Origin of the sequence: Streptomyces sp. NPDC050439 (assembly GCF_040655335.1) — a bacterium.
GTDB lineage: Bacteria > Actinomycetota > Actinomycetes > Streptomycetales > Streptomycetaceae > Streptomyces.
The window spans coordinates 113,987-136,981 of the sequence record NZ_JBFAJT010000005.1; the positions used below are offsets into that span (position 1 = coordinate 113,987).

Consider the following 22,995-nt stretch of genomic DNA (forward strand, 5'->3'; position numbering starts at 1 on the left):
CATCGAGCAGTCCAGCAGCGGAAGGAGGTGATCGACCGTGGCGAGCTTCAGTGACGATTTCAACCGAGGCGACTCCAGCAGCCTGGGGGCGGGATGGGTTGAGGTGTCAGGCGACTGGTCGATCATCTCCACCCAGCTCAGCCCGGGGTCGACCGGCGGGACGATCCTCCTGCGCGCTGCCGGCGCAATGGCGAGTAGCGATCACTTTGCTCAGGTCACCATCGCTGCCACCGCGTCGGCGAGCCAGGGCGTGTGGTGCCGCGGGAACCTCGACCTCACCAGCGGCTACCTGTGGCGCAACAACGGCAGCAGCTGGAACCTCTTCTCCGTCGTCGGCGAGGAGTTCAGCTTCATCGGCTCCTACGCGGCCGCTGCCTCACCCGGCGACGTCGCCGGGGTGCAGGCCGTCGGATCGACGATCAAAGCATTCGTCAACGGCGTCGAGCGCGTATCGGTCACCGACACCGCCGTCCCGACCGGAACGACCGTGGGCGTCCGCTCGGACGCGGTGTCCTCGATCCGCTACGACAGTTTCTCTGCCGGGGACATCACCGCGGCGGGGACCGGCACCGCCGACGGCGTGTTCGGCGGCCTCGCGGGCGCGGCATCGGGTGTACGGAAAGTGTCCGGAAGCGCGGCCAGCTCGCACGGCGGCCTCACCGGAGCGGCGAACGGCACACGCAAGGTCGTAGGCACCGCCGCGCTCGCGGGCGGCCCGCTGGCCGGGAACGCGGCCGGCGTGCGGACCGTCGCAGGCTCCGCAGCTGCCACGTTCGGCGGGCTCGCCGGTTCGGCGGTCTCACCGTCCCTGGTCACTGGGTTCGCTGGCGCTTCGTACGGCGGGCTCATCGGTAGGGCAACCGTGTTGGGCACGCAGCAGGCGGACAACCCGGGCGGCGCGGAGCGCAGCGGCTTGTACGGGCTGCTCGACATCCTGCACGAGGGTGCGCAGTTGGCCCGCGAGGACCGCGAGCGCACACCTGCGGCCTGCCCCGACTGTGGGGAACCGCTGCGTAGCGGGCCGGGCGGGCAGCTGTACTGCTCGTTCGACGGCTCGACGTGGGGCGTGGGCGGCCGCCGGACTGGTCACGTCTCCGTGAACGGGGGGCGGTGACCGTGCAGCCCTGGTACGCGACCCGCGAAGAGGTCAAGGCTGAGCTCGATGTGAAGGAGACGGCCCGCTCGAACGCGCGGATCGATCGCGCGCTGGCGGATGCGACGGAGTCCTTGTTCGGGCTGACGCACCGTGTGTTCTATCCGACGCTGGCCACCCGTACGTGGGATTGGCCTTCGAGGCAGAGCGCACCGGCCTGGCGGCTGTGGCTGGACGGCAATGACCTCATCTCCGTGACCACCCTCACCAGCGGCGGCAGCGTCCTCGACCCGGCCGACTACTTCCTGCGCCGCTCCGACGGGCGAGACGAGCCGCCCTTCACGCACCTGGAATTGAACATCGGATCCTCTGCCGCGTTCGGGGGCGGGCCCACCACTCAGCGGGACGTCAGCATTTTCGGCCTGTACGGCTATCGCGACGACGAGACGCCTGCCGGTGCCACGGTCGAGGCGCTCGACTCCTCGGAGTCCGGGGTCGATGTGGACGCTGCCACCTCGGCCGCGGTCGGTGTGGGCTCGCTGCTGCGTATCGACGGGGAGCGGGTCATCGTCACCGGCCGGTCTCTCCTCGACACCGGGCAGACGCTGGCCGGGGACCTCACGAACCAGAACAACAACATCGTCGTGCCCGTGGGGAGCGGTGCCGCGTTCGCCGCCGGGGAGATGATCCTCATCGACGGGGAGCGGATGCTCGTCGAGGAGATCGCCGGGAACACGCTCCTGGTGCGCCGCGCGTGGGACGGCTCCCCGATTGCCCCGCACACCACCGGCGCCGCCATCTGGGCGCCGCGCACCCTGACCGTGCAGCGCGGCGCACTGGGCACCAGTGCGGCCGCCCACGGCAGCGGCGCCCCGGTGGCCCGCTGGGATGCACCCGGCAGCGTTCGGCAGCTGTGCCTCGCCGAGGCCCTCGTCGACCTCATGCAGGGCCGCTCGGCCTACGCGCGGACTGCCGGGTCCGGGGAGTCGGAGCGCGAAGCGTCCGGCAAGGGACTCGCCGATCTGCGCGCCCGCGTGTACACCGCATATGGCCGCAAGGCCCGCACCAGGGCGGTGTGATCATGCGCCTCGATGTGTCCACCAGCCGCAGCGGCCCCATGTTCGACGGGCGGGCGCGACGTGTCGCGAGTGAGTACGTCGACCGGCTGGAGCGTCGGCTCGCCGAGGAGGGACGCACGATCCTCCTTGCCGAGCTCGACCGGGTCCTGAAGACGCAGACCCCGGTCTATGCAACGCGGATCACGGTCGAGGGCGGCAACAAGATCACTGACTCTCGGATGGTCTACGGGCCGTGGCTGGCCGGTGTCGGCTCCCGCAACTATCCGGCGACGAAGTTCAAGGGCTACGACCACTGGCTCGTCACTCGCGACCGGCTCAACGCCCGCAAGGTCGGCATCGGCGAACGGCTGCTGCGCCGCTACACGGGACGGATGTGATCGCCGTGCCCCTCGATCTCCTTACCTACCGCAGCGTGGCTATGTCGCACGCACAGGGCCTTGGCCGGTTCGAGCAGGTGCTGGGCCACGAGCCGGTATCGGCGCCGGGCTCCGGCTTGGTCTACGCCCTGTGGGTGGCCCGCGTCGGCCCCGTTCCGGCTGCGTCCGGGCTGCGCTCATCGTCGGGGCGTCTGGAGCTGACCGGCCGCGTCCTCATGCCCGCGGACACGCAGCCGGAGGACGACGTCGACATCGCCGTGACCGGGGCGGTGGACGCCCTGATGACTGCGTACGCCGGCGACTTCGACTTCGGCGGGAACGTCCGCAACGTCGACGTTCGCGGCGCGCATGGGACGGGCCTGGCCGCGCAGTTCGGGTTCTCCCGCTTCGACAGCACCACGTACCGGGTGGCCACGCTCACCGTGCCCCTGATCGTCAACGACCTCTGGGAGGAGGAGGCATAGATGAGCAAGCAGAGTGGTCTCGGCGACAACTTGTACATCGCGGGCTATGACCTGTCCGGCGACATCAACGCGATCGGCAACGTGGGCGGCGGACCGGCCGCGCTGGAGTTCACCGGCATCGACAAGTACGCGCCGGAGCGCAAGGGCGGCCTTCGCGACGGGCGCCTTCAGATGACAGCGTTCTTCAACCCCGGCACCCTGCCCGACCAGGCGCACGCCCGTCTGAAGACTTTGCCCACCACCGACGTCGTGGCCGCGTACTTCCGCGGTACGGCGCTCGGCGGGGCCTCGGCGAACATCGTCGCCAAGCAGATCGGATACGACGGCACCCGCGGCGACTCCGGGGAGTTCACGTTCGCCGTCGAGGCGCAGGCCAACGCGTACGGCCTGGAGTGGGGCAAGTCCCTGACAGCTGGGAAGCGAACGGACTCCGTCGCCGGGAACGGCACCGGCGTGGACTTCGGCGTCGGTAGCCCGCCCCTGTTCAACGGTGCGTCCCTGTTCGGCCTTCAGGCGTACCTGCACGTGTTCGCGTTCACCGGCACGTCGGTGACGGTCAAGCTCCAGGAGAGCTCGGACAACGGCGTCGGCGACACGTGGGCCGACGTGACCGGCGGCAGCTTCTCCGCAGCCACCGGCGTCACCTCGCAGCGCATCGAGACCGCACGCGGGCAGACCGTCGAGCGCTACCTCCGCGCCGTGACGACCGGGACCTTCAGTAACGCCGTGTTCGCCGTCTCGGTGGCACGCAACGACGTGGCGGTGACCTTCTGATGCAGATGAACCGAGTCGACCGGCTGCTCCTTCCGGCCGGCGCCTACCAGACGTACAGCATCACCAGCCCGCAGGACACGGCGGTCAAGGCCGCCTGCCAGCAGGTGGGATGCGCGGCGTGGCGGCAGGGGTGGGAGTCCGCCATCGACGAGAGCACACCGCTCGGCACGATGCAGGCCGCCTATATCCGGCAGTCGTCCGGCCGGACGTTCCGCGAGATGAAGCGGGCCGACGGCGTCACTGTCTTCCGCTTCGACAGCGGGCAGCGCTGCTTCACCGAGCACAAGACCCGCCGGGAGATCTACGCCGTCCGTGATGGGGACTGGCGCGAGAACCCCACCGGCAGGACCCGCACGCACACCCGTCCGCAGGACTGGGTGGAGGACTTCGGCGAGCACCAACTCCGTCTCGTCGACCAGCAGAAGGAGGGCTGACCATGGCCAAGGAGAGCGGCCTCGGGTGGACCACGGCCAGCGTCGACGACGCGGCGGGCACCCCTCGGGCCATCAAGAATGACTTCACGAACTTGCAGTTTGCGACTCCGCGCGCGGTGCAGGACGTGACGGGTATCGACAAGTCGGCAATGGAGCGTCTGCTCCTGCTCGCCGACTTCAGCGTGACGTTCAACGGCGTCTTCAACGACGCGTCGAACATGTCGCACGACGTGTTCAAGACGGTGCCCTCGACGAGCGTCCTGCGCACCGTGTCCCTCGCTGTGTCCGGACAGACCCTCAACAACGAGTGCCTGTTCACCGACTACCCCCTCTCGCGCTCCGACTCCGGAGAGCTCACCTTCGCGGTGCCCGGCGTCCTTGCCGACGGCACCGTCCCGACGTGGTCCTGAGAGGCGGCAACGTGAGCGGCTACCGCCCCAAGCGCAAGGTCTACGACCTCGACTTCAGCGACCACCCTGACCCGGACATGCATGGGCTGCGGGTGAAGCTGCGGCACGTCGACACCGGGCAGGCCCTCGCCCTCGACGCGGCACTCGAAGAGGGAGGAGAGGGCGGCATCAAAGCGATGCTGGACATTTTCGCCGCGCAGCTCATCGAGTGGAACGTCGAAGGGGACGAGGGCCCCGTCCCGGTGGGCCTCGACGGGGTCATGGCCCAGGAACTCGACTTCAACCTGACCGTCATCAACGCCTGGCGTGAGGCGATCGCCGGGGTGCCCGCCCCTTTGGACAGCGCCTCGCCCGATGGCGGGCCGTCCCTGGAGGCGTCGATTCCGATGGAAGTGCCCTCCGAGAGCCTCGCGAGCTGATCTATGCGCGGCAGGTACTGGCGTTGTGCGAACGGTTCCGGTGCCTGCCCTCGCAACTGACCCGGGAAGACCCGGAGCTACTACGCCTGCTGGCGATCGTCGAACTCGGCGGCACACCTGGGGAGGAGGGGATGAGCGATGTCGGATGACGTGACAATCGTCGTGCGCGTCGGCGACCAGACTGGCCCCGGCATCACCGCGGTGAACGCCTCCATCAACAGGATGACGGCCAACGCCCGAAAGTCCGGCGGGGCCGTCGACGGGCTGAAGGGGTCGTTGGTCTCCCTGGCCCCGGCGATGATCCCGATTGCGGCGCAGGCCGTGCCGATCGCGGCGGGGCTCGGTGCGGCGGGGCTGGCGGCTGCGGCGTTCACTGCTGCGGTGGTCCCGCAGATCGGCGCCATGGCGGAAGCGGCTGCGGCGCAGAAGAAGTACCAGGACGCGGTCAAGGCATCCGGGGTCGGCTCGCAGGCGGCAGCCAAGGCGCAGGCCGACGTGCAGCGTCAGCTCGCGTCGATGCCTGCGGCGACGCAGCGCGCGGCCGGCGCTTACATGGTCCTCTCCGACACCTTCAAGAGCTGGTCGGATCAGACGGCAAGCTTCACCATGAAGCCCGTCGAGCAGGGCCTCCAGATCACCACGGCGCTCCTGCCCCGGCTGACCCCGCTGGCCCGCAGCGCCTCCGACCAGCTGACCCGACTGACCACGGTGGCGGGCGGGGCCATCGAGACCCCGGGATTCGACCGCCTGTCGGGCACGCTGGAGGACTTCACCGATCGCACCCTCGACCGGGCGACCGACAGCGCTGTGCACTTCATGCGGGTCCTGTCCGAGGGCAACGCATCGGGCCCCTTCACGGAGGTCATGGAGTACGCGCGGGCGACGGGCCCTGAGGTCAAGGAAACCTTGCAGGCTCTGTCGGAGACGCTGCTGCATGTGCTGGACGCGGCGGCGCAGGCCGGGCCTGGCCTGCTCACCATCGTCAATGCGTTCGCGCAGCTGGTGTCGGCGGTACCCGCGTCTCTCATCGCCAACCTGCTGCAGGTGTACACCGCCTTCAAGCTGATCAAGCTGGCTGGCGCGGGGATCGGCGCAGCCGGTGCAGGCATGGGCACGCTCGCAGCGCGGGCAACGGCTCTGCAGGCAGCGTTCGTTGCCGCGGGCGGCGGCATCGCAGGGATGAACGCCGCGCTCGGCACGCTCTCGACGGGCGGCAAAGCGGCTCTCGCACTCGGCGTCGTGGGCGGCCTGGTCATCGCGATGCACGAGCTTTCGGGCGCGAAGCCTGCGGTCGAGGTGGACGCCCTGTCGTCGTCGCTGAAGACGTTGACGAGCACCGGCAAAGTGACCGGCGCCCTGAAGACGAACTTCACGGAGATGAGCGAGTCCATCGCGATGGTGTCCAAGGGCGCCTCGAACAACAAGGTGGCGCAGCTCGTCTCCGACTTCGGCTCGTGGGTGGGCATCGCCGAGGGACCCGGCATATCGACAGCGACGAAAAATGTCGATGCCTGGGACAAAAGCATGGCCGGCCTGGTGCGCTCCGGGAACCCGAAGGAAGCGGCCAAACAGTTCGATCTGCTCAAGCGGTCCTGGAAAGCTGGCGGCGGCGATATGTCGCAGTTCAAGAAGCACACGAACGATTACCGTGACGCGATCGCGGACGCCAAGTTCGAGGCGAAGATGGCCGCCGAGTCGATGGGTCTCTTCGGGACGCAGGCGCAGGCCACGCAAGGAAAGCTGGCCGGGCAGAAGGCTGCGGCCGATGGGCTGAGGCAGAGTATTCAGGCCCTTAACGATGTTCAGCGTGCGGGCCTCGGCGGGATGATCGGCTTCGAGGGGGCCATCGACGCAGCCGCGAAGGCAGCGCGGGCGAACGGCTCCGCTCTGTCGATGACTGGCGGGAAGCTCAACCTCAACAGCGACGCCGCTCGCACCGCGGCGGGCGCGCTCAACGATCTGGCAGCGAAAACGGATGAAGCGGCAGCGCAGGCCCGCCAGTCCACCGGTTCTTGGTCGGCGGCGAACGGCGTGTATAAGCGGGGCCGCGGCGAGCTGATCAAGCAGGCCGACGCTATGGGCCTGACGCGAAAGCAGGCGGTGGCGCTCGCTGATCAGATCTTGAAGATCCCGAGTAAGCGGATGCAGCTCAAGATGGACAAGGAAGACGCTGTCGCGGGTCTGAAGTCCTTCAACGCCGCGGTGAAGAGGTCGCCGGGCTCCAAGAGCGTCACCCTGAAGACGCTGTCGAAGGGCGCGGAGAAGATCCTCGAAGGGTTCGGCTACCGGGTCAAGCGTCTGCCGAACGGCAAGGTCACCGTCAGCGCGAAGACCGGTAGCGCGTTGGCCGGCGTGAAGGGCGTGCGGGCTGCGGTCGCCTCCCTGTTCTCCAAGACGATCACCGTCACGACCCACTACCGGATCACCGGGCACAAGAGCATCCCGTCCGGCACGTATCTCGGGTCGACGGCGGGCCGCAGCGCGGACGGCAACATCTACGGCAAGGCGTACGCGGACGGCGGCATGGAGAACCACGTCGCCGAGATCGCGCAGCCCAATTTGCGGGTGTGGGCCGAGCCGGAGACCGGCGGGGAGGCTTACATTCCTCTCGCGCAGGGCAAGCGGCCCCGCTCGCTGGCCATCCTGGAGGAGGTGGCCGACCGCTTCGGGTACGGCCTGGAGAAGTTCGCCAGGGGCGGTGTGTCCAAGTCGGAGCGGGCGGCACGCAAGGCCGCGTGGAGTGATCTGACGGTCTCCCACTTCGGGCAGAAGGCGGGCGGCCGACTGTCGGAGATCCGCCGCGGTCTCGGCGACCCGGACTCTCGCTCTTCGCTGGTGTCGTCGCTGAACCAGTGGCGCGGCACGATCATGAAGAGCACGCACGGCGGGACCGAGCGGAGTCTGCTGCGGCAGCTCGACCGGTACGGCAAAAGCCTGCTGAAGCACGAGAAGAGCCTCTCCACGGTCAACAAGTCGCTGGAGAAAGCCAAGAGCAAACTTGACGACCTGAAGAACAGCGCGTCGCAGCTGCGGGACTCGGTCAAGTCCAACGTCCTCTCCTCGGCGAACATCACGAGGGGCGGCAGCAGCGACGCCCCGATCACCAAGGCTTCTGTCATGGCCGGGCTGACCCGCTCCCGTGACCAGGCGTCCGCTTTCGCGTCGGCACTGAAGGGCCTGCAGAAGAAAGGCCTTTCGAAGGATCTGATCGCGCAGATCGCGGAGGCCGGCATCGATGGCGGGGGTCTGCAGACGGCGGGTGCGCTGATGACGGCGTCGAAGTCGGAGATCGCTTCCATGAACAAGCTGCAAGGGCAGATCGGCAGCAGCGCATCGAGTGCGGGCAAGACGGCCGCGGACGTCATGTATGCGTCGGCGATCAAGTCTGCGGACAAGGCCGTGAAGGCGCTGACGTCGCAGCAGAAGCGCCTGGAGAAGGCGATGGACAAGCTCGCCAAGGCGATGGAGAAGAGCATCGAGCGGGCTTTCCGCCGCAAGGCCACCGGCGGTGTGGTCGGTGCTGCGGCGGCGGGTGGCCCGCGGTCGGGTCTGACGTGGGTGGGTGAGCAGGGCCCCGAGCTGGCAGATCTGCCGGTCGGGTCGCGGGTGTACTCGAATCCGGATTCGCTGCGTAAGGCGGCGGCGCCGTGGGCGTCGATGCTCAATTTGCCGAAGCGTCACACCAACCCGCAGCCCATCGGCGGCCGAGGCGCGGCGGCGGGCTCGGCTTCGGAGCGGCCCATCGTGATTCAGCTCAGCCTCGGCAACAAGGAGTTGGGCGAGGTCATCATCGACCCGGTGCGCAACGCGGTCCGCTCGCGGGGCGGGCTGAAGGCGACGTTCGGGAAGGTCGACTGAGATGCCCTTCGCGATCAAAGCTGAGCTGCTCGTGGGCTCCGTGTGGGTGGACGTCTCGGGTGACGTCCGGTACGAGACGGCGATCCGTATCCAGCGGGGCCGCTCGGACGAGAGCCAGCAGGTGGAGTCCTCACGCTGCTCTCTGGTGTTGGACAACAACAGCGGTGCGTACTCGCCGAAGAACCCGGTGGGCCCGCACTACGGTCAGCTCGGTCGCAATACGCCGCTGAGGGTGTCCGTGCTGACGGGCAGCACGTATCTGGATCTGCCGGGCGGGGGCGGCGACTACGCGGAGACCCCGGACGCTGCGGCGCTGGACATCGTCGGCGACTTGGACGTGCGGCTCGACGCGTCGTGGGCGAACTGGATTGCCCCGGTCGATTCGACGATCGCTGAGAGCGTCGAGATGGTCGGAAAATTCAACGGCCTGAGCCAGAAGTCGTGGTTCCTCGGTACGCGGCAGGGGAGCGTGTACTTGGAATGGTCGCCGGACGGATCGACGTCCCTCTCGGCGGCCTCGACGGCGACGCCGGTCGTCCCGGGCGGGGGTGGCCGTCTGGCGGTGCGGGTGACGCTGGACGTGAACAACGGCGCGGGCGGCTGGACTGTGCGGTTCTTCACCGCGGACAACCTCGATGCGCCGTGGACGCAGCTCGGCGACCCGGTGACCGGGGCTGGCGTCACGTCGATCTTCAACAGCACGGCGCCGTTGCGGATCGGGCAGGCGACGAACTTCAACTTCCGCCTGCCGACGGGCCGTGTGCATGCGGCGGAGGTCCGGAACGGCTTGTGGGGCACGGTCGTGGCGCAGCCCCGCTTCAACGCGCAGGCGGCGGGCACAACCGTTTTCGCGGACAGCCCCGGACGGACGTGGACGGTGGCGGGCGCCGCTTCGATCACCAACCGGCGGGTGCGGTTCGCGGGCGAGGTGACCTCGTGGTCCCCGCGGTGGGAGTCCAAGCATGATCTTGTGACGCAGGTCGAGGCGTCGGGCGTCATGCGGCGTCTGACGCAGGGCACCGTGCCGACACGGTCGGCGATGTTCAGGGAGTTCACCAACCCGTCTCGCACGAGCATCGTGTCGTACTGGCCGATGGAGGACGAGGCCGCCGCTACCACCTTCGCGTCCGCATTGGACGGCCAGCCCGCCATGCCCGTCCCGGCGACCGGCGTGACGATGGCGGGCTACTCGGACTGGGTTGCGAGTGCTGCGCTGCCCACGTTCACGTTTGGCGTGACCCGGGTGAAGGTGGCCCCCTACACGGCGACGTCCTTCACCTTCCTGCGCTTCTTCGCCGCTGTGCCCGCGGGCGGCGTCACAGGCACGGACCGCATCTTCAGTGTCGCCATGACGGGCACCGCCAAGACGTGGTCTCTCTTCGTCAACACGGCTGGCAGCCTCGACCTACGGGCCTACGACGCGGACGGCACACAGATCCTGTCGTCGGGCTTCGGCACCTTCGCGATCAACGGCCTACCGCGGCATATCGGCATCGAGATGACGCAGAACGGCGCCAACATCGATTGGCGTCTCATCGTCCTGAAGATCGACGAGAGCAGGTTGGCGGCCACCACCTCCACCTCACTCAGCGGCACCCTCGCCGGGTACACGGCAGGCTCCGCCACCGACGTACGGATCGGGCAGGACGGGCTGCTGGACGGCACCGCGATCGGGCACGTCGCCGTCGCGAGCAGCAGCACCGCGTACGCGGGCACCATCAGCGCCATGATCGGCTGGAGGGAGGAGAGCGCGTCCAGCCGCATCCAGCGCCTCGGTATCGAGGAGGGCATCCCCGCCTACAGCCACTCCACGTCCGACCAGCGCCTCGGCGTGCAGGGACAGTCGACCGTCCTGGAACTGATGCGGGAGGCCGCGGCGGGCGACGAGGGCATCCTCACCGAGGAGCGTTCCTTCCTCGGCCTACGGCTGCGGGATCACGTCTCGCTCTACAACCAGGCCGCAGCGCTCACGCTGGACTACACCGGCAACGACGGCTTGGTCTCGCCGCTCGAACCGACGGACGACGATCAGCAGCCACGCAACGACGTTACGGTGCAGCGCACCAACGGCAGCTCGGCACGGCGGACGTTGGAGTCGGGCCCGATGTCTGCCGCCTCGCCGCCGGCGGGCATCGGCCGCTACCCGGACAGCGTCACCCTGAATGTCGCCTACGACTCGCAGCTTTCCGATCACGCGGGCTGGCAGCTGCACGTGGGCACGGTGGACGAGACCCGCTATCCGGTCGTGCGGATGATGCTGGCGAAGGCGCCGCACTTGGTGGAGGCCGCTGCGGCGGTGGACATCGGCGACCGCATGAAGATTTTGAAGCCGTGGGCGTTGGTGCAGCCGGACGACCTTGACCTGATGGTGCAGGGGTACAGCGAGAACCTCGATCAGTTCACGTGGAATCTCGACTTCAACTGCACGCCTGCCTCGCCGTGGGATGTGGCGTGGGTCGGCGACGCCTACACCGCCTCCAGCTTCCGCGAGTTCATGCAGTGGACCGACACGGACGGGTCCGCGCTCGCCGAGCCGCTGACGTCGTCGCAGACGACGGCGACGGTGGTGACGACGGCGGGCCCCCCATGGACGCCGTATGTGCGGGACTCGCCGTTCGATTGGCGGGTGGGCGGGGAGGTCATGACGGTCCTCGGCCCGTCGACCCTGGTCACGCTGAATCCGTTCTTCGAGACGGACATCTCCGGCTGGACGGTCTCCAACGGCAGCTTCTCGTGGTCGCAGACCTACGTGCACCCGCACGCCCGCGCTCTGGGCTCGATGCGGATCGTGCCTAACGGCAGCTCGGCGACGGGTGGGGCCACGGGCACGATGACCGCCGTCGGGACGATCACACCGGGCGCGGTGTACGCCCTCGGTGCGTGGATGTTCTCGGCGAACGGCTGGGCTGACATGCAGATCTGCGTCGACTGGTACAACGCCGCGGGCACCCTGATCAGCGCTGTCACCGGCACCGGGCAGACGGTCGCCTCGTCGGTGTGGTCGTACCTGGAGCAGGACTTCACGGCCCCTGCGCTCGCCTCGCGTGCGGTGGTGCGGGTGCGGCACGGCGGCACGCCGGCGGCCTCGGACATCTACTACGTGTGGGCGCCGCGCATCGCCCGGAAGAAGTCGAGCTTCCTGTACGACGACTTCGGCCGCACCGCGGCGAGCGCGTGGGGCATCTCCGACTCGGGGCTCACCTGGACTCAGGTGGGCGGCGGCTCGGCCTCGGACTACAACGTCGCCGCCTCGTACGCGACGCACATCCTGGCGACGCTGGACATCTCGCGCCGTACCTCGGTGACGGCGGTGCACCCGGACTTTGATCTGTACTGCGACGTGACGACGTCGGCGGTCGCTTCGGGTGATTCGCTGTACGGCGGGCCGACAGCCCGGATGGTCGACGCGAACAACATGTACATGGCGCGGTTGGAGTTCCGCACGACGGGCGCGATCCTCCTCACGGTGCGCTCGCAGATCGCCGGGGTCGGCGCGGGGATCGGGGTGTCGTACACCCTGCCGTTCACCCACGTGGCAGGCACCTTCGTGCGGGTGCGGTTCCAGGGCAGCGGGACCACGTTCCGGGCGAAGGCGTGGCGGGCGACCGACGGCGAGCCGGGCGTCTGGCACATCGAGGGCACCGACGCGACGTTCTCCGCTGCGGCACAGATCGGCACCCGCAGCATCCGCTCCACCGGCAACACCAACTTGGCGACGGTGGAGATCCGTTACGCCCGCTTCGACGTGATCAACCCGCAGGTGTATTCGGTGCGCCGCTCGCAGAACCGGGTGGTCAAATCGCAGGCCCTCGGCGCTGCCGTGTCCGTCGCCAACACCCCGGCATTCGCCGCTCTTTAGGAGGTTCGCGTGTCCAGATACCCGGCGATCTACGCGGGCCAGCGGCTGACCGGTCAGCTCCTGCAGAGCTCGCAGCCCGACATTTACACCAAGGTCACCAACCTCGACCGGGCCGCCACCACGACCGTCGCCGACGACCCTGACCTCACGGCGGCCCTGGAGGCGAACGCCACCTATCACGTGGTGTTCTACATCCACTTCGCCGCGCTGGATGCCGCGCAGTTCCAGACGCAGTGGACGGTGCCGGCGTCCGCGTCGGGGGTGCGCTCGGCGGCAGGAGCCGCTTGGACGCTGGCGGGCGGCGTAGCGACTGCGTCCGCCGCAGACGGCGGATACCACCGCTCCGGTGTCCACGCCTTCGCCACCGCGGTCCGCTACGGCACCCGCAACAGCGCCTCCAACCAGTGCATCGCCACTGAGGAGAGCGTCCTTACGACGGTAGGCGCTGGCACCCTCGCGCTCGCATGGGCGCAGGCCGTATCCAACGCGACCGCAACCCGCGTGGCGGCCGGGTCCTCCCTGCACATTCGACGACTGGCCTAGGAGAACTGGCATGCCCGAACTGTCGTACCCGCACTACAAGATCCAGGCCGACGGCCCGAACGAGACGGCCTGCATGATGACCGTGATGATCTCTGACGGGGTCGGCGGGCCTCTGCCCGGCACGACCGCGACGGAGATCATCGAGGATCTCGCACAGCGCTTGGAGGGCGACTCCGGGGACGTATCGGTGTCGCTGGTCCGCAACGAGATCTCCGCGACGAGCCTGCGATGACGGTCCTCGTGTGCTCCCTGAAAGTCGACACCCCGCAGGTCATCAAGCCGGGCATCTACACCACGGTGCGGTTCCCGTTCGGTGCCCTGGAGCCGTACGACGTCCACCGCATGCACCAGGTTGCCCAGTCCGATGGGCACACCGTTGAGGCGTGGCGCGAGGACGACCGGGCCGGACTGATCTGGCCTGCGGCCGACGGGTGGGGCGTGCTTACTGCGATGGCGCAGTGGGAGGCCGGCGGCTATCGGGAGCTCGGCGCGCGCCTGGTGCGGGATCCGCTGGATCTGACGACGGGGTGGGACTCGACGGCGACGGACGAGCGGCCGCCGTCACCGGGCCGCCAGCGGTCCACGTATCAGCACCAGATGTTCGTGCACCCCAAGACGCCGATCGCTCTTCAGGTCTGCCACGACGACCTCACGCCCCGAAAGCTCACGCTCGCCGAGTTCAAGCTCGCCATTCACCCGGAGGTCTGACATGGCCGAACCCCTGTCCCCCAGATCGTTCGTCGACGCGCTCCGCTATGAGGGCCTGAACGTCCTTGAAGTCGGCGACTGGCAGCACCACAACCGCAACAGCCGTGGCCCGTGGGGTCCCGTACACGGGGTGATGATCCACCACACCGTGAGCAAGGGCAGTGCGGCCACCGTCACGATCTGCCGTGACGGGCACGCCGCCTTGCCCGGCCCGCTGTGCCACGGCGTCATCACCAAGGACGGCCGCGTCCACGTCGTCGGCTACGGCCGCGCCAACCACGCCGGATTGGGCGACCCCGACGTCCTCGCCGCGGTCATCGCGGAGAAGGCCCCGCCCGCCGACAACGAGGCGAGCGTCGACGGCAACCGGCACTTCTACGGCTTTGAGTGCGAGAACCTCGGCGACGGCAAGGACCCGTGGCCGGACGTGCAGATCGAGGCGATCGTCCGCGTCATCGCCGCGCTGTGCCGCCGCCACGGCTGGAGTGCCCGCTCCGCGCTGCGTCACCTGGACTGGCAGCCGGGGAAGGTCGACCCGCGCGGGCCGGGCATGGACTGGGCGGACGTGCATAAGCGGGTGGCCAAGCGTCTCCGAGCGAAGCCGCCCGGCACGCCGCTGCCTCTGCCGCAGAAGCCGACGGTCTCGCTGTCCAAGCTCATCGCCGCAGCTCAGAAGGACCCGAAGGCAGCGGGCACGCCCGTCACGTACAAGGGCACAGCCATCTTCGAGGCCGCTCTCGTCGATGAGGGGCTCCTGTCGAAGAAGCGGCTCGACGGGCACTACGGCACCGACACCAAGGACGCGATGTCGGAGTGGCAGGAGGAGTGCGGATACGTCGGTCGCAAGCCGGGCCAGCCCGCCGACGGCATCCCCGGCCGCGACTCCCTCACCCGGCTCGGCAACAAGCACGGATTCACCGTCACCTCCTGAGGAGGACCCGCATGTCCGATCCCCTACGTCACCCGGCCACCGAGCACCTGCTCGGCTTCTTCACCAGCGACCATCTGCCCGAGCACCTCGCCCAGGTGAGCCGCTTGTGCGGCGACCTCGCTCACCGCCTGGTGGGCGAACTCCCCGACGGGCCCGAGCTGACGGCCGCGCTCCGCAAGGTGCTGGAGGCCAAGGACTGCGCAGTCCGGGCCGCCCTCGACGCCCCTCGATCCGACACCTGAAAGGACCCAGACCCATGAAGATCTTCGGTAGAGAACCGGTCTACATCCTGGCTTTCATCGCCATCGTGCTGAAGCTGTCCGCGGCCTACGGCCTCGACGTCAGCGCCGAGGAGCAGGGCGCCATCATGGCCGCTCTCTCCCTGCTTGTCGCCTTCCTCACTGCGATCGTTCTGAAGTCGGGCGCGGTCGGCGCGGCCATCGTGAACCTCGCGCAAGGCGTTCTCGCAATCTTCCTCGCCTTCGGGCTGGACATGGCCGCAGAGACACAGGCGTTGTGGATGCTCGGCGTCGAGGGCCTCGTCGCGCTGCTGCTGCACCGCGAGGTCACTGCGCCCGTCCCGGCCCTGCCGATCGAGGAGACCAGCCCCATCAAGCCCGCTGCTCCGCAGGGAGCTTGATCCTGTCCGATGCGCGCGCTCTGGAGGTGGCATGGACGCCGCCATGCTCACGGCCATAGCTGCTCTGGTGGCGGGGCCGGTGGCTGCGGCGGCCGCCATGTACGGACAGCGGGGCGCGAACCGGGCGACCCGGGAGGGAACCGCGGTGACGGGGTTCAGCAGCCTGACGAACGAGCTCCAGGAGGAGCGGAAGGAGCTGCGGGCGGATCTCGCGACAGTGCGCGCGGAGTTGGCCGCGGAACGAGCGGAGGTCGCACGGTTGAAGGCGCTCGTCACGCATCTCGGAGGTACGCCGTGAAGCGGACCGAGCGGGTGCTGTACCGGCGCCGTCATCTGCTGTGGATCACTGCTGCGTTGTTGTTCCTGGGTGGCGGCTTGGCCTTGGCGCTGCTGATGATCCATCGTGAGTCGAACACGCGGGAGCAGGCGATCCGTGAGGCGGATCTTCGTGGCACCGCGGTGAGCACGCTGGCCGGGGATGTGCGCGCCCTGCGTGAGCAGGTCAAGGCCGGAGGGCAGACGCCGGTGGCTCCGGACCCGTCGAGGGCGATCGAGGATCTACCGGCGCGTGCGGAGGTGCCTGTGCCAATTCCGGGCCCGCCGGGCGCGAAGGGTGACGCCGGGAAGCCAGGTAAGGAAGGCCCCTCCGGTTCCCCTGGTGCGGATGGTGCAGACGGAAGTGCTGGCGAGGACGGCGTGGGTCAGCCGGGATCGGACGGGGAGCAGGGCGCCCCGGGGGCTGACGGCGTGGCTGGTCCTCCGGGTCCGCAGGGTGAGCCGGGTCCGGCTGGTCCGGCGGGAGAGCGGGGTCCCGCGGGCGAGCCGGGCCGTGATGGGCAGACGTGCCCGGCGGGCTACTCGCTGCAGGCGCCGGCGTCCGACCCGGACGCCCTGATCTGCCGTCGGGATGGTGCGCCGCCTCCGGGGCCTGATCCTGATAGTCCGCAGGCTGCGGCCCTTGATCCGACTCGAAGGCAGTACTGAGTGAGCCCTCATCGCCTTCGGGCGGTGGGGGCCCTTTCGTCATGCCTCGACGCGTTCCCTCGCGGCACCGAGTGCGACACCCCAGGGGTACGCCTTCGGGCCCCCAGAGCCGGGCGGGTTGGGCTCGAAGCCACCCTCTCCGTACAGGACCGTGACGCCCTGCTCGCGCAGCTCTGTGACGCTGCGGTCGAGTGCCCGGTGTGTGGCGTAGGCCGCGTTCACGCACGGCATCGCCACGGTCGGGATGCCCTTTCCGATGCCCTCGGCGACGACGCCGACCACGAAGGACGAGGTGATCCCGAGCGCCCACGAGTTCAGGCTGTTGAACGTCGCCGGGGCAAACAGGATCACGTCCGCCTTGGGCCACGCGTCCGGCTCACCCGGCAGCTTGTACTCGCAGCGCACCGGATGCCCGGTCAGCTCGGCAAGGTCATCGAGGCTCTCATCGAGCCACCGGGCGGCGGTCGGCGTCAACCCGAGGCAGACCTCCCACCCTTCCGCCTGCGCCGCCTCGATCACCTCGGCCACCTGAAAGACCGGAGGAGCCGCCGAGCCGAACAGATACAGGGTGCGTGAGGTCATGACGTCATCCCACCCTGCTCAGCTGGCCACATGCAACTGCCCCCGATCCAGATGGATCAGGGGCAGACGCCAGACCAGCGCCACGTAGCGCGAGTACCGTTCCAAGTGGTGAGCCAGGAGCGGAGTTCCAGTATGCCCAGAGACGACCACACCGGGGCCCGAATCGCGCACCAGCGAAAGATCGCTGGTCTGACGCAGCATGGCCTCGCCATGAAGATCCCGTACTCGTACAGCATGCTCCACCAGGTCGAGGGTGGGCATAAGGCTGCGAGTCCGGATCTAGTGTCGGCTGTCGCACGGGCGCTGCACATTGACGTCACCGCCCTGACAGGACAGCCGTACATGACCGAACTGCAACAGGACCGGCTCGCCGAGCTGATCCGTCCCATCCGCGAGTCCCTCGACCTCTACGACCTCGGTGCAGACCCCGACGTCGCCACGCGCGAGACGCCTCAACTCGTCGAGGCCGCAGCCAGGCTGTGTGAGCAGGTGCGCGCAACGCATCTGAACACGGCCGCGCGCACGCTGCCTCAGCTGGTCGCGGAGCTGACGACCGCGGCCTACCGCACGCCATCTGCCGAACTGTGGGCTGCGCTCGGCTCCACGTACCGCACGGCCCACGACGTCACCGTGAAGTTGGGGTTCTACGACCTGTCGACCATCGCGCTCGACCGGATGGAGTGGGCTGCACAGCGGGCTTCCGACCCCGTACTGTCCGCGGTCCGTCAGTACATGCGCGGTCTCGTCTACCACCGTGAGGGCGAGCACACCATCGGGCTACGCCTGGTGAACGCCGGCCACCGGATCCTGTCCCAGGGGGAGGAGACCCGCGAGTCGCTCGCGGTCGCCGGGCAGTTGCACCTTGGGGCTACCGTCATCGCCGCCCGCGCTCAAGACGAGGGCATGGTGAACACCCACCTCGACGAGGCCAAACGGATCGTTGACAGGGTTGGCGAGGCAGAGGAGGTGCATTGGCTGTCGTTCGGGCCCACAAACTGGGCAGCGCACGAGCTGTCGGCGCTCACCGAGATGGGGCAGTACGGGATGGCGGTGGAGAAGGCCAAGCAGATTCACATGCCCCCGTCTTGGCCCACTTCCCGCCGGGCCCACGTCTGGATCGACCGGGGGCGGTCGGAGATGGAGACCGGCCACAGCGAGGCTGCGCTCAAGTCCATCCGAAAGGCACGCGAGCTGGCGCCACAGCAGACCCGCTACCACCCGGGAGCGCGTGCGACGATCGAGGAGCTCGTGCACCAGCAACGCCGGACTCCCGAAGCTTTGGGCCACATGACCTCGTGGTTTGGTCTTTGACATCGACTGTCACTGAGGAGTGACAGTTAGCGTCCCTGCACGTCATCACCCTGGTCTTAGACCTGATCGACACTGATGACGGCAGGGGCAGACGGTGGACGCGCAGCACAGACAGAGAGCCGCAGAGTGGCTGGCGAGGGCGCAGCAGCAGCCCGCACACGCTTGGCGCGAATGGTCCGAGGTGGGCGTCGCCATTCTTCCGCTTGGTCGGCGGTTCGTCGCACCCCGCCTGTCTGAGGAGCTCGTCCATTCCGCCGTCGGAAGCCGCACTCCCGGTGAGGTTGCGGCGGGTCTTGAGCAGCTGCTTGACGGCCCCGTCATCTTCGACGGCCGCTCGATGGGCGGCACCTACTACCCCGTGATGCGCCCTCACCGTAGGGACGTGTGGGAGCACCAGGACGTCGCACCGCTGCTGGCGGAGGGGACCTTCCTGGGGGTGCCGCGCCTCGACCGACGGGAGCCGCCCGGCACCTTCTGGGCTGTGCCTCCGCGTGCCGTTGGCGATCTGTGCGAGCCGGACGCCGTGGACGCGCTCATCACCCTCGCGTGCATCGCGGCGAGGGGGACAGAGCAGTGAACGCCGTAGTCCCGAGTCAGGCCGCGCCCGACGCACAGAGGGTCTATCAGGCTCAGCTGGCGCACATCGAGTCCTGCCCTCGGTGCCGCAGAGAAAGGCCGTGCGAGGACGGCCGCCGGATACGCAGGGCCCTGCAAGCGGCCCGCACCGCGGCGACTCCCCCCATGAACGCCCGCCGCGACGGCAGGTGACGCAGAACCCCTCGCCCCGAAGAGCGCAGTGCCCCGCGCTCATCACCTCGGGGCGAGGGTTGCCCGTTCCATCCACCACCACTGGAGGTTCCTTATGGGCACGCTCACGAACGGACGGACCACCATCTTCTATGAGCAGCACACCGCGCCCGGTCTGGACTGGCGGAAGGCCGGCCGGACCGACCTCGACCCGATCCTGAAGGAGTGCGTGATCCTCGCGGCAGCACCCGATGCGGTGGGGCACCCGCACCACAGCATCCCGGATGGCACCCGCATGGTCGCGATCAGCGACGACAAGGACACCAACTCGCCGGTGCTGTACATGTCCCGGCTGGAGATCAGCAAGTTCTTCGATGGGGTGATCGCCGGTGAGTTCGACGAGTTCCGGGCGACCGAGGACGAGCTCCGTGATGCCAGCGTCACCGCAGGCTGACGAGACCGCGCCGGTCTTCCGCCCTCCGAAGGACAACTCCCGCAGCCTGACGGGCGGGAGTGTCTGCTCGGAGCACGAAGGCCCTCCGCTCGAAACTGAGCGCGAGTGGAGCGGAACGTGGATCTGCCCGGTCTGTACGCCGCTCGGCCCGACGCATGAGGCGACACGGCAGATCGTCCGGAGGGCGAAGGCCCGCATGGAGCGTGTCGGGTATTGGACACAGCCGGGGCGGTGCACGTAACTGGTGCGCGGCGGGGGCTGCCGGCGGCTTCAGCCCCGGCAGCCCTTCCCTCGCTAGACGAGGTCGCGGAGCGGCACGTCGAGGGCGTCGGCAATGAGGAGCAGGTGGTCGATCAATGTCGCGTGGGCGCCCTGTTCGATCCGGTTCACCGTCTTGCGATCCAGGCCCGTCATCTCGCCGAGTTTCTCCTGCGAGAGCTTGCGCTCGGTGCGGGCAGCTCGGATGCGGTCTCCGATGTCGCGTCGGGCGGTTGGCACCCACTCGGGCATCGGGTCTGTTGGCACGCATTAACGCTGGTCGCGGCCTTGATCGTTGTCTGTACCAACGTTGGTACATTTGACTACGCAGATTTCGGCCACGCACAAGGCCGCGAAAGATAAAACACACGTTCGAGTGATGGAGTCGGCAGACTCTTGCCTAGCAGCAAGCGTCATCAAAGAGTGGGACCCGATTCCCCCCACGAACCGGCCGATGCCCGTACGGCTTCCCAGGCCACGGCATCCGGCCGCCGGCGCCCCCAGCACCAAGAACCCGTGCTGGGGGCGCTGTCACTGCTTCCACACAATGTCGACAGCGTCCGGGTCCCAGTACCCGCCACCCTTCTGCCGCCCAGTCCTCGCCGGAAGGACCCTGACCGTCATCGCCCAGTCGATGGCCGCCCGCTGCCGGGCCAGGTCCCACGCCGTCCAAGCGGCCGCCTTGTCGTCGGACGTCAGCAGATCAGCGACGGGGTTGACCCGGACTGCCGAGGACAGGATCGCCTCGGCCTCAGCCTTCTTCGCTCGCGCCCCTTCACGAGCAATGCGCCATTCCTGCATGTCGATCTCACCCGCACCGAACGCACCCGCAAGCGCATCGAGGCTCTCGCGCGCCTTCACCAGTGACGCCTGCGTGGCCTTCAAGTCCAGCGCGTCCGACTCCGGGCGGGCGAACACCTCGGCCGCGTCCGGTTCCTCCATCCGCCGGAGCAGGCTCCACACCACCCACTTGTCGAGGAGTTCCATGCTCCGCACGACGTGGTTGTTCTTCCGGTCCTTGTACTGCGTCGGCCGCCCTCTGCCCTTCGAGAAGGACGTGAGCCCCTCGTCGCACACGCCACACAGGTACAGGCCACTGCCTAGGTGCTTGCGTACATTCGAGGCCGCAGGGATACGCGAGGGATCGTCGAGGATCGCGCGCACGCTCCGCCATGTCGGCTCATCGAGAGCCCCTTCCCACTCTGCTGACCCGGCCTCCTCACCGCGGTACTGGATGATGCCTGCGGTGCGCGGCCTTTTGAGCATGCGGCTCAGGCTGCCGCCTTCCCACGGAGCGCCCTGACTGGTGAGCAGGCCTCGCGCATTGAGGTCGGCGGCCAGGGCCCGGATGGAACCGCCAGCGAGGACGAGTTCGGCCGCTTCGCGGATGACGTCGATCTCCGCCGGGATCGGGGTGGTTCCGTCCGTGTCCCAGCCGTAGGGCCGGGGGCCGCCGCAGTATTCGCCTCGCTGGACCTTCTGGTCCCGCGCTCGGCGTTGCCGCTCGACCATCCGCTCGACTTCGTACCGGGCCTGAACTCCGAGCTGGCGGGCAATCATCCGGCCGGTCGCGGTAGTGAGATCCAGTGCTCCGGCTTTGACGGTGAGAGTCTGGATGGAGCGGGGTTCGCAGACGTCGATGTACTCCTCCAGCTCGCTCGGGGAGCGGTGGAGGCGGTCGGTGTGCCAGGCGAGGACGGTGCCGAATGCGCCCTGCTTGAGGGCTTCGAGCATGAGCCGGTACTGGGGGCGCGGCTTGCCGCTGTAGGCGCTGAGATCGTTGTCCGGGTAGATCTGGACGATGGTGAGGCCGAGCCGGGCGGCGAGTTCCTCGCAGTCCTCGCGCTGCCGCTCGATGCCGAGGCCGCCACCTTCGCGGTCTTCGCTCATGCGGATATATATGCAGGCGAGTTGAGGATCAGCGGGGTCGTGGCGCATGACTCATGCTGGCACGTTAGCGGTGGCTTCCGCAGGCGTTTGGTAGCCCGAGTGTCTGGCCCCATACCTGCGCCCGCTGTCCCTTCCCGAACCGGGTGAAGTCGGGGATGTTCAGGGACAGCGTGGACCAGAAGCCGATCATGCCCATCAGCGCCGGGAAGAACACCGGCCAGAATTCGCTTCCCCAGCCCAGCGTGGACGGCTGGTCGAGCAGCGGACCGAAGCCGCCCGCCTTGTCCGCGATCCACACGAGCAGCACCACGGCGCCGACGAGCACGAAGGGAGCCGCCCAGTTCTCGAAGCGCCGCAGCGCCTCCATCCCCCGGTAGATGATGGCGAGTTGGAGGGCCCAGAACAGGACGAAACAGAGCCACAGTGGCCACGGGTAGCCGCCGATGCGGGACTCGTCGCTCCACGCACCGTCGAAGACCTGGTCGAGCAGGACGTAGATGCCCTGGCCGCCGATCCAGGTCTGGATGCCGAACCAGCCGCAGGCCACGGCGGCCCTGATCAGCGCGGGCAGGTTCGCCCCGCGCAGACCGAAGGAGGCGCGGGCCAGGACGGGGAACGGGATGCCGTACTTCGGGCCCGCGTGCCCGGTCAGGAGCATCGGCAGCAGCACGATCACGTTGGCGGCGGCGATGGTGAAAACGGCCTGGCGCCAGTCCATGCCGAGTGCGACCAGGCCCGAGGCGAGTGTCCAGGAGGGGATGTTGTGGGCCATGCCGACCCAGAGGGCTGCGAAGTTGTAGGTGCCCCAGTGGCGTTCGGAGAGGGGGATGGGCTTGAGGTCGTCGTTGGCGAAGCGGCTGTGTTCCGGAAAGGCTCCGGGGCGCAGTTCGACGCGGCCGTCGTCGGCGACGGTCTGGGAGGTGTCGCCCTGGTCCGCGGCGGCCGGCCCCGTGGGGTCGGTGCCGCTCACGCGGCGGGTGATTCTGTCTGCGGCACACGTCCGAAATTCATGCCCAGGCTCCTTACTCGGGTCACCGCGGATGAAGGCGGGTCAACTCAGGTCAGGTACTGGTGGTGGTGCTGGTACCGGCAGGTGCTTGAGAGTCCTCAGATGTGGCGTCCCCGCCAGTTTCGCCGAGCGGCGGTGCCGACAATCTTGCGCCCGGTGGGCCGGATCGCG

At 68.5% G+C, this 22,995-nt stretch carries 23 protein-coding genes and 1 pseudogene; 20 read left to right on the top strand and 4 right to left on the bottom strand.

All coding sequences use genetic code 11. The features are described from left to right. Positions 1-37: 37 nt before the first annotated feature. From AB0I66_RS21655 to AB0I66_RS21735, 17 genes are all read left to right on the top strand, one after another. The gene (locus tag AB0I66_RS21655) at positions 38-1,114 is read left to right on the top strand and encodes a hypothetical protein (RefSeq protein ID WP_363209540.1); all 1,077 of its coding nucleotides are present in this window, start codon (positions 38-40) and stop codon (positions 1,112-1,114) included. Continuing rightward, positions 1,111-2,172, top strand: coding sequence for a hypothetical protein (locus AB0I66_RS21660; protein ID WP_363209541.1), 1,062 nt, complete (start codon positions 1,111-1,113; stop codon positions 2,170-2,172). The genes AB0I66_RS21655 and AB0I66_RS21660 overlap by 4 nt, the downstream gene beginning before the upstream one ends. A 2-nt stretch (positions 2,173-2,174) precedes the next feature. Further along, positions 2,175-2,549, top strand: coding sequence for a hypothetical protein (locus AB0I66_RS21665; protein WP_363209542.1), 375 nt, complete (start codon positions 2,175-2,177; stop codon positions 2,547-2,549). A 35-nt stretch (positions 2,550-2,584) separates the two neighbouring features. After that, positions 2,585-3,013 carry a hypothetical protein gene (locus tag AB0I66_RS21670; protein ID WP_363209543.1) on the top strand — a complete coding sequence of 143 codons (429 nt, stop codon included), beginning with the start codon at positions 2,585-2,587 and terminating at the stop codon, positions 3,011-3,013. Beyond that, a complete protein-coding gene (locus tag AB0I66_RS21675; protein WP_363209544.1) occupies positions 3,014-3,787 on the top strand; it encodes a hypothetical protein in 774 nt (257 codons plus the stop codon). Beyond that, positions 3,787-4,221, top strand: coding sequence for a hypothetical protein (locus AB0I66_RS21680; RefSeq protein WP_363209545.1), 435 nt, complete (start codon positions 3,787-3,789; stop codon positions 4,219-4,221). Before AB0I66_RS21675 ends, AB0I66_RS21680 begins: the two co-directional genes overlap by 1 nt. Before the next feature lie 2 nt (positions 4,222-4,223). After that, a complete protein-coding gene (locus AB0I66_RS21685; RefSeq protein ID WP_363209546.1) occupies positions 4,224-4,631 on the top strand; it encodes a hypothetical protein in 408 nt (135 codons plus the stop codon). Continuing rightward, positions 4,622-5,050 (top strand): hypothetical protein, encoded by a 429-nt coding sequence (locus AB0I66_RS21690; RefSeq protein WP_363209547.1) that lies wholly within the window; start codon positions 4,622-4,624, stop codon positions 5,048-5,050. The genes AB0I66_RS21685 and AB0I66_RS21690 overlap by 10 nt, the downstream gene beginning before the upstream one ends. A 138-nt stretch (positions 5,051-5,188) precedes the next feature. Continuing rightward, positions 5,189-8,908: a phage tail protein gene (locus AB0I66_RS21695; protein WP_363209548.1), complete on the top strand. Its 3,720-nt coding sequence runs from the start codon at positions 5,189-5,191 to the stop codon at positions 8,906-8,908. Position 8,909: 1 nt separating this feature from the next. Next, positions 8,910-12,767 carry a hypothetical protein gene (locus AB0I66_RS21700; RefSeq protein WP_363209549.1) on the top strand — a complete coding sequence of 1,286 codons (3,858 nt, stop codon included), beginning with the start codon at positions 8,910-8,912 and terminating at the stop codon, positions 12,765-12,767. 9 nt (positions 12,768-12,776) lie between these two features. Next, positions 12,777-13,310, top strand: coding sequence for a hypothetical protein (locus AB0I66_RS21705; RefSeq protein WP_363209550.1), 534 nt, complete (start codon positions 12,777-12,779; stop codon positions 13,308-13,310). Between the two features lie 10 nt (positions 13,311-13,320). Next, the gene (locus tag AB0I66_RS21710) at positions 13,321-13,542 is read left to right on the top strand and encodes a hypothetical protein (RefSeq protein WP_363209551.1); all 222 of its coding nucleotides are present in this window, start codon (positions 13,321-13,323) and stop codon (positions 13,540-13,542) included. Next, positions 13,539-14,018, top strand: coding sequence for a hypothetical protein (locus AB0I66_RS21715; protein ID WP_363209552.1), 480 nt, complete (start codon positions 13,539-13,541; stop codon positions 14,016-14,018). Before AB0I66_RS21710 ends, AB0I66_RS21715 begins: the two co-directional genes overlap by 4 nt. Position 14,019: 1 nt before the next feature. Further along, a complete protein-coding gene (locus AB0I66_RS21720) occupies positions 14,020-14,949 on the top strand; it encodes an N-acetylmuramoyl-L-alanine amidase (RefSeq protein ID WP_363209553.1) in 930 nt (309 codons plus the stop codon). Between the two features lie 11 nt (positions 14,950-14,960). After that, positions 14,961-15,191, top strand: coding sequence for a hypothetical protein (locus tag AB0I66_RS21725; protein ID WP_363209554.1), 231 nt, complete (start codon positions 14,961-14,963; stop codon positions 15,189-15,191). Between the two features lie 14 nt (positions 15,192-15,205). Continuing rightward, positions 15,206-15,589, top strand: a complete 384-nt coding sequence (locus tag AB0I66_RS21730; RefSeq protein ID WP_363209555.1) for a hypothetical protein — start codon at positions 15,206-15,208, stop codon at positions 15,587-15,589. Between the two features lie 31 nt (positions 15,590-15,620). Further along, complete coding sequence (locus AB0I66_RS21735; protein WP_363209556.1) at positions 15,621-15,887, top strand: hypothetical protein; 267 nt, start codon at positions 15,621-15,623, stop codon at positions 15,885-15,887. A gap of 725 nt (positions 15,888-16,612) precedes the next feature. Here AB0I66_RS21735 and AB0I66_RS21740 read toward each other — a convergent pair. Then, the gene (locus AB0I66_RS21740; RefSeq protein WP_363209557.1) at positions 16,613-17,155 is read right to left on the bottom strand and encodes a flavoprotein; all 543 of its coding nucleotides are present in this window, start codon (positions 17,153-17,155) and stop codon (positions 16,613-16,615) included. Between the two features lie 132 nt (positions 17,156-17,287). Here AB0I66_RS21740 and AB0I66_RS21745 point away from each other — a divergent pair, with 132 nt between their 5' ends. The 3 genes from AB0I66_RS21745 (at position 17,288) to AB0I66_RS21755 (ending at position 19,667) form a co-directional block, all read left to right on the top strand. Further along, the gene (locus tag AB0I66_RS21745; protein ID WP_363209558.1) at positions 17,288-18,466 is read left to right on the top strand and encodes a helix-turn-helix transcriptional regulator; all 1,179 of its coding nucleotides are present in this window, start codon (positions 17,288-17,290) and stop codon (positions 18,464-18,466) included. Between the two features lie 94 nt (positions 18,467-18,560). Next, complete coding sequence (locus tag AB0I66_RS21750; RefSeq protein WP_363209559.1) at positions 18,561-19,043, top strand: hypothetical protein; 483 nt, start codon at positions 18,561-18,563, stop codon at positions 19,041-19,043. A gap of 285 nt (positions 19,044-19,328) precedes the next feature. After that, on the top strand, positions 19,329-19,667 hold the full coding sequence (locus tag AB0I66_RS21755) for a DUF397 domain-containing protein (RefSeq protein WP_363209560.1): 339 nt from the start codon (positions 19,329-19,331) through the stop codon (positions 19,665-19,667). 294 nt (positions 19,668-19,961) lie between these two features. Here the strand turns inward: AB0I66_RS21755 and AB0I66_RS21760 are convergent, their stop codons facing one another. From AB0I66_RS21760 to AB0I66_RS21770, 3 genes and pseudogenes are all read right to left on the bottom strand, one after another. Continuing rightward, the gene (locus AB0I66_RS21760) at positions 19,962-20,192 is read right to left on the bottom strand and encodes a helix-turn-helix transcriptional regulator (RefSeq protein ID WP_363209561.1); all 231 of its coding nucleotides are present in this window, start codon (positions 20,190-20,192) and stop codon (positions 19,962-19,964) included. 264 nt (positions 20,193-20,456) lie between these two features. Further along, on the bottom strand, positions 20,457-21,863 hold the full coding sequence (locus AB0I66_RS21765) for a recombinase family protein (RefSeq protein WP_363209562.1): 1,407 nt from the start codon (positions 21,861-21,863) through the stop codon (positions 20,457-20,459). 40 nt (positions 21,864-21,903) lie between these two features. Continuing rightward, positions 21,904-22,785 (bottom strand): annotated as a pseudogene (locus tag AB0I66_RS21770) (cytosine permease); the annotation flags it as partial. Positions 22,786-22,995: the final 210 nt, after the last annotated feature.